The following is a 5,059-nucleotide window of genomic DNA, read 5'->3' as shown; positions in this document are numbered from 1 at the left end:
TGCGGGTACACGGGGACGCCCGCCGCGGACAGCGCCTCCAGGTCTCGGCGGGCGGTGGCCACGGAGACCTCCAGCTCGGCCGCGACCTGCCCGGCGGTCACGCGGCCGCGGGCCTGCATCAGCAACAGGATCGCAACGAGTCGGTCGGCACGCATGCCCCGATACTCGCATCAGAAGTGCGCAGAAGGTGAGCACTTACCGGGCGCAGACTGGGTCCATGTTGCGAGCGATGGCCACCCAGAACATCTACGCCGCGGACCTCGACGCCGCCCGCGAGTGGTACACCCGGCTCTTCGGCGGACCGCCCTACTTCGTGGTGGAGGGCGGCTACCTCGAGTGGCGCCTCGGCCCGCGCCAGGACGAGTTCGGCATCGTCGCGGCCTCCTGGGCACCGCACCCCGTCGGCACGCCCGCGGGCCAGATCCTCTTCTGGGCCGTCGAGGACGTGGCCGCCGCGCTGAAGGACCTGGTGGAGCTGGGTGCCACCGAGCACCAGCCGGTCACCGTCCGCGGCCCCGGCTTCGTCACCGCCTCGGTCGTCGACCCCTTCGGCAACGTCCTGGGGATCATGGAGAACTCCCACGTCGAGGAGGGTCTGCGGGGATACGGTGGGCGCCCCTGACGACGACGAGTGAGGCGCACCCATGGCACCGACCCTCGGCCACGGCAAGATCTGCTACCTCGAGCTGCCCGCCACCGACGTGGCCGTGTCGGCGGCCTTCTACGAGTCCGTGTTCGGCTGGCGGAGCAGGCGCCGCGGGGACGGCGCCCTCGCCTTCGACGACGGGGTGGGCGAGGTCAGCGGGACCTGGGTCACCGGCCGGGCTCCGTCGGCGGACCCGGGGATGCTCCTCTACGTGATGGTCGACGACGCCGAGGCGACCGTCGCGGCGATCCGTGCGGCGGGCGGGGTCGTCGTGCAGGAGATCGGCGGCGACCATCCCGAGGTCACCGCCCGGTTCCGCGACCCGGGCGGCAACGTGCTCGGCGTGTTCGAGGAGCGGGGGTGAGCGGTCACTCCGACTGCTCCTTCGTGAGGTGCAGGAGCCAGTCGCCGTCGGTCCTGATCAGGGCGTAGCGGCGGGAGGCGTCGCGGCCGTGCAGCGTGAAGACCATCCGGCGCTCGGTCCGGTCGTGCTCCTCCCACCAGCCGATGTCCGCGATGGACTTGTCCTCGTCGGTGTAGGTCAGGTGGTCCAGGTCGTGGTCCGAGACCGCGACGGCGAGCCGGTTGCGCCGCGGGTCGTCCGGCAGCCCGCGCGGCACGGCCCAGGACCGCAGCACCCCGTCCTCCTCCAGCCGGAGATCGAAGTGCGGGCGGGGCCTGCGGTGGTCGTGCAGCACGAACGCGGGTCGCGGACCGTCCACACGTGGCAGTCTGGTCCCGTCGGGAGCCGGCCGCCGGTCGGGGGCCCCGCCGCCGTCCGCACCTCCGCCCAGCCCTGAGGAGACGCCCGTGCCTGCCTGGTTCCGTCGAGCCCCCGTCCCGCCCCCCGGTGCGGACCTGCCCCGGGTCGTCGTGGTCGGAGCGGGTTTCGCGGGGCACACCGCGGCGAAGGGCCTGCTCCGCTCGCTGCGCGGGCGCGCGCACGTCACGGTGATCGACCAGCTCGACCACTTCCTCTACCTGCCGCTGCTGCCGGAGGTCGCCGTCGGGACGCTGGAGCCCCGGCGCGTCGCGGTGCCGCTGTCCCGCACGCTCAAGGGCGCCACGATCGTGCTCGGCGAGGTGGCGGACATCGACGTCGAGAAGCGGACGGTCGCCTGGACCGACCCCGAGGGCGGCACCGGCGAGATCCCCTACGACCGGCTCGTGCTGTCGGTCGGCAGCGTGAACAAGCTGCTCCCGGTGCCCGGCGTGGCCGAGCACGCGCACGGCTTCCGCGGCCTGCCCGAGGCCCTCTACCTGCGCGACCACCTCATCCGGCAGATCGAGCTGGCCGCCACGGCCACCGACCCGGCCGAACGGGCGGCGCGCTGCACCTTCGTCACGGTCGGCGCGGGCTACACGGGCACCGAGCTCGCCGCGCAGGCCGCCACGTTCACCGCCGACCTCGCCGCGCGCTACCCGTCGCTGCGGGACACCCCGGTCCGCTGGCTGCTGCTGGACCTCGCCGAGCGGGTCCTGCCCGAGCTCGACCCCCGGCTCTCCCGCACGGCCGACCGGGTGCTGCGAGAACGCGGCGTCGAGGTGCGGATGAAGCAGTCGGTCCAGGAGGCCCGCAAGAACGCCGTGCTGCTGACGACCGGCGAGGAGATCGCGACGCACACGCTCGCCTGGTGCGTCGGGGTCCGGCCGGACCCGCTCGTGGAGATGGTGGGCCTCAAGACCGACCGGGGGCGCCTGGTCGTCGGGACGGACCTGGCCGTGCCCGGCCATCCCGAGATCGTCGCCTGCGGGGACGCGGCCGCGGTCCCGGACGTCACCCGCCCCGGCTCGCCCACCGCGATGACCGCCCAGCACGCCACCCGGCAGGGCGCGCTCGCCGCGCGCAACGTCGCGGCCGCGCTCGGCGTGGGCACGGGTCGCACGTACAAGCACCACGACCTGGGGTTCGTCGTGGAGCTGGGCGGCACGGACGCCGCCGCCAACCCCCTGGGCCTGCCGCTGTCCGGCCTGCCCGCGACCGTCGTGACCCGGGGCTACCACCTCGCCTCGATGCCGGGGAACCGGATCCGGGTGGCCGCGGACTGGCTGCTCGACGCCCTGCTCCCCCGCCAGGGCGTCCAGCTCGGCACCGTCCGCGGCGTCCACGTGCCGCTGGAGACCGCTACCCCACCAGCGGCCGGAACGTCAGGGCCAGCTGCAGGGTGAGCCGGTCGCGGCCGTCGGCGAGGTCGAGGCCGGTCAGCGCGGCGATCCGGCCCAGCCGGTAGTAGAGCGTCTGGCGGTGGATCGCGAGGGCCTCGGCCGTGCGCTGGGCGTGCCCGGCGTGGTCGAGGTACACCGCGGCCGTCTCGGTCAGCACCGGGTGCGCGAACAGCGGCCGGACGGCGGGGGCGACGGTGCCGTCGCGCAACGCGGACCGCGGGCCGCAGGCGAGCAGGCGGTAGGCCCCCAGCGCGTCCCAGCGCGCCACCGGCCGCAGCCGCGGCACCTCGCGCGCCACCCGGACCGCGAGCCGCGCCTCGTGCACGCTGTCCCGCAGGTCGACGAGGTCCGGGCGCTCCCCGCCGATCCCGACCGCGAGCAGCTCCGGGCGGTCGGTCCGCTCCGCGTGCAGCCGGTGCGCGGCGGCCGCCACCTCGTCGGCGTCGGCGGCCGGGGTGAGGAGCAGGACGTGCTCGTCGGAGGTCGTGGCGACGGCGGCGCGCGGTAGCCGCCAGAGGTTCAGCGGCTCGCCCTCGAGGTGCAACGCGACCGCCCGCACCGGCCGGTCCCGCGTGATCACCCCGAGCCGGTCGATCTCCGCGGCCGCGATCTCGGCGGTCGCCGGGTCGGCCACGAGCAGGTCGCGGGCCAGGTCGGCGAGGTGCTCGCGGGTGCGCGCCTGGCCCGCCATGATCGTCCCGGCGCGGGCGGCGTGCCGCAGGACGCGGTCGAGGTCGGCGTCGGCGACCCGGTGCCGGGGGTCGAGCACCCACAGGTAGCCGTAGGTCACGCCGTTCCAGCGGGCGGGCAGGCACACCCGCGCGACGACCCCGGTCTCCGGGTCCTCCGGGGTGCGGACCGGCTTCTCGCTGGTCGCGATGCCGTAGCCCTCGAAGCGGTCCTGCACCTCCGCCGAGGACCTCCGGTGCAGGATCGTGCGCTGCCGGACGGCGTCGAGCTCGTCGGGATGGGTGCCGTACGCGACGAGGTGGAAGTCCCGGTCCTCCAGCACCACCGGCTCGCCGAGCACCCGCGAGACCTCGTCGACGATGTCCTGCAGCTCCATCAGACAAGTGTACGAAGATCCGGCCGACGCTTCTGACGTTCGTCTGTAGTGGTGGACACCGGTTTCGGGGAACCCTGAGGACATCGCACCGAAGGAGGCGCCGTGTCCCGTCCGACCTTCAGCTCGACCGTCCTCGCCGTGAGCCGCAGACCGACCGTCCGCAGGCTCGTCACCGGATCCCGCGCCACCCGCGGGCTCGTCGACCGGTTCGTCGCGGGAGACACCCTGCCCGACGCGCTGGCCGTCACCGCCGACCTCGTGGCCGACGGCCGCCTGGTCACCCTCGACCATCTCGGCGAGGACACCACCGACGCCGGGCAGGCCGTCGCGAACCGGGACGCCTACGTCGCGCTCCTCGAGGCGCTGGGCGACCTCGCGGGCCCCGCCGAGGTGTCGGTGAAGCTGTCCGCGCTGGGTGCGGCCCTGCCGGGCACCCTCGCCCTGGACAACGCCGCCGCGATCTGCGCCGCGGCCGAGCGCGCGGGCACCACGGTCACCGTGGACATGGAGGACCACACCACCGTCGACGGCACGCTGGAGACCGTCGGCAAGCTGCGGGCCGAGTACCCGTGGGTGGGCGCGGTCCTGCAGTCCGCGCTGCGCCGCACCGAGGCGGACTGCCGCGACCTCGCGGACACGCGGGTGCGGCTGGTCAAGGGCGCCTACGCCGAGCCCGCCTCCGTCGCGTACCAGGCGAGGTCCGAGGTGGACGCCGCGTACGAGCGCTGCCTGGACGTCCTGCTGGCGGGCGCGGGCTACCCGATGGTCGGCTCCCACGACCCGCGGATGATCGAGCGGGCGCTCGCGGCGGGCCGGGCGCCGGACACGGTCGAGTTCCAGATGCTCTACGGCGTCCGGGTCCCCGAGCAGCGGCGGCTGGCCGCGGCGGGTCACCGGGTGCGCGTCTACACCCCGTACGGCGCCGACTGGTACGGCTACTTCGCCCGCAGGCTCGCCGAGCGCCCGGCGAACCTGGGCTTCCTGCTCCGCTCGCTCGTGAGGAGTCACTGATGGACGCGATCACCACCGTGCCCGAGCCCGCCAACGAGCCGGTGCGCACCTACGCACCCGGGTCCGCGGAGCGGGCCTCCCTGGAGGCCACCCTGGCCGGCCTGCGCGGCCGGTCCCCCGACCTGCCGATGACGATCGGCGGGGTCCGCGTGATGGCGTCCGGCGAGCGG

7 protein-coding genes are annotated in these 5,059 nt (G+C 74.9%); 4 read left to right on the top strand and 3 right to left on the bottom strand.

The annotated features are described in order from the left end of the window. Positions 1–155 (bottom strand): HTH domain-containing protein (locus tag H5J29_RS20470; protein WP_181782665.1); only part of this gene is annotated, 155 nt, incomplete at its 3' end. Between the two features lie 74 nt (positions 156–229). On the opposite strand from H5J29_RS20470, the gene H5J29_RS20465 reads away from it, so the two are divergent. Next, positions 230–622 (top strand): VOC family protein, encoded by a 393-nt coding sequence (locus tag H5J29_RS20465; protein WP_246394094.1) that lies wholly within the window; start codon positions 230–232, stop codon positions 620–622. 22 nt (positions 623–644) lie between these two features. Then, positions 645–1,010: a VOC family protein gene (locus H5J29_RS20460; protein WP_181782663.1), complete on the top strand. Its 366-nt coding sequence runs from the start codon at positions 645–647 to the stop codon at positions 1,008–1,010. Between the two features lie 4 nt (positions 1,011–1,014). Here the strand turns inward: H5J29_RS20460 and H5J29_RS20455 are convergent, their stop codons facing one another. Continuing rightward, positions 1,015–1,368, bottom strand: coding sequence for a DNA polymerase ligase N-terminal domain-containing protein (locus tag H5J29_RS20455; RefSeq protein WP_181782662.1), 354 nt, complete (start codon positions 1,366–1,368; stop codon positions 1,015–1,017). 88 nt (positions 1,369–1,456) lie between these two features. On the opposite strand from H5J29_RS20455, the gene H5J29_RS20450 reads away from it, so the two are divergent. Next, entirely contained in the window at positions 1,457–2,815 is a 1,359-nt protein-coding gene (locus H5J29_RS20450; RefSeq protein WP_312858321.1) for an NAD(P)/FAD-dependent oxidoreductase, read from the top strand. On the opposite strand, the gene H5J29_RS35925 is transcribed toward H5J29_RS20450, so the two are convergent. Continuing rightward, the gene (locus H5J29_RS35925; RefSeq protein ID WP_181782661.1) at positions 2,772–3,878 is read right to left on the bottom strand and encodes a PucR family transcriptional regulator; all 1,107 of its coding nucleotides are present in this window, start codon (positions 3,876–3,878) and stop codon (positions 2,772–2,774) included. The two genes, H5J29_RS20450 and H5J29_RS35925, sit on opposite strands and share 44 nt — an antisense overlap. Before the next feature lie 102 nt (positions 3,879–3,980). Here H5J29_RS35925 and H5J29_RS20440 point away from each other — a divergent pair, with 102 nt between their 5' ends. Then, the gene (locus H5J29_RS20440) at positions 3,981–4,889 is read left to right on the top strand and encodes a proline dehydrogenase family protein (protein ID WP_181782660.1); all 909 of its coding nucleotides are present in this window, start codon (positions 3,981–3,983) and stop codon (positions 4,887–4,889) included. Positions 4,890–5,059: the final 170 nt, after the last annotated feature.

Origin of the sequence: Pseudonocardia pini (assembly GCF_013870575.1) — a bacterium.
Taxonomy (GTDB): domain Bacteria; phylum Actinomycetota; class Actinomycetes; order Mycobacteriales; family Pseudonocardiaceae; genus Pseudonocardia; species Pseudonocardia pini.
This window is presented reverse-complemented; position numbering and strand designations above follow the sequence as displayed.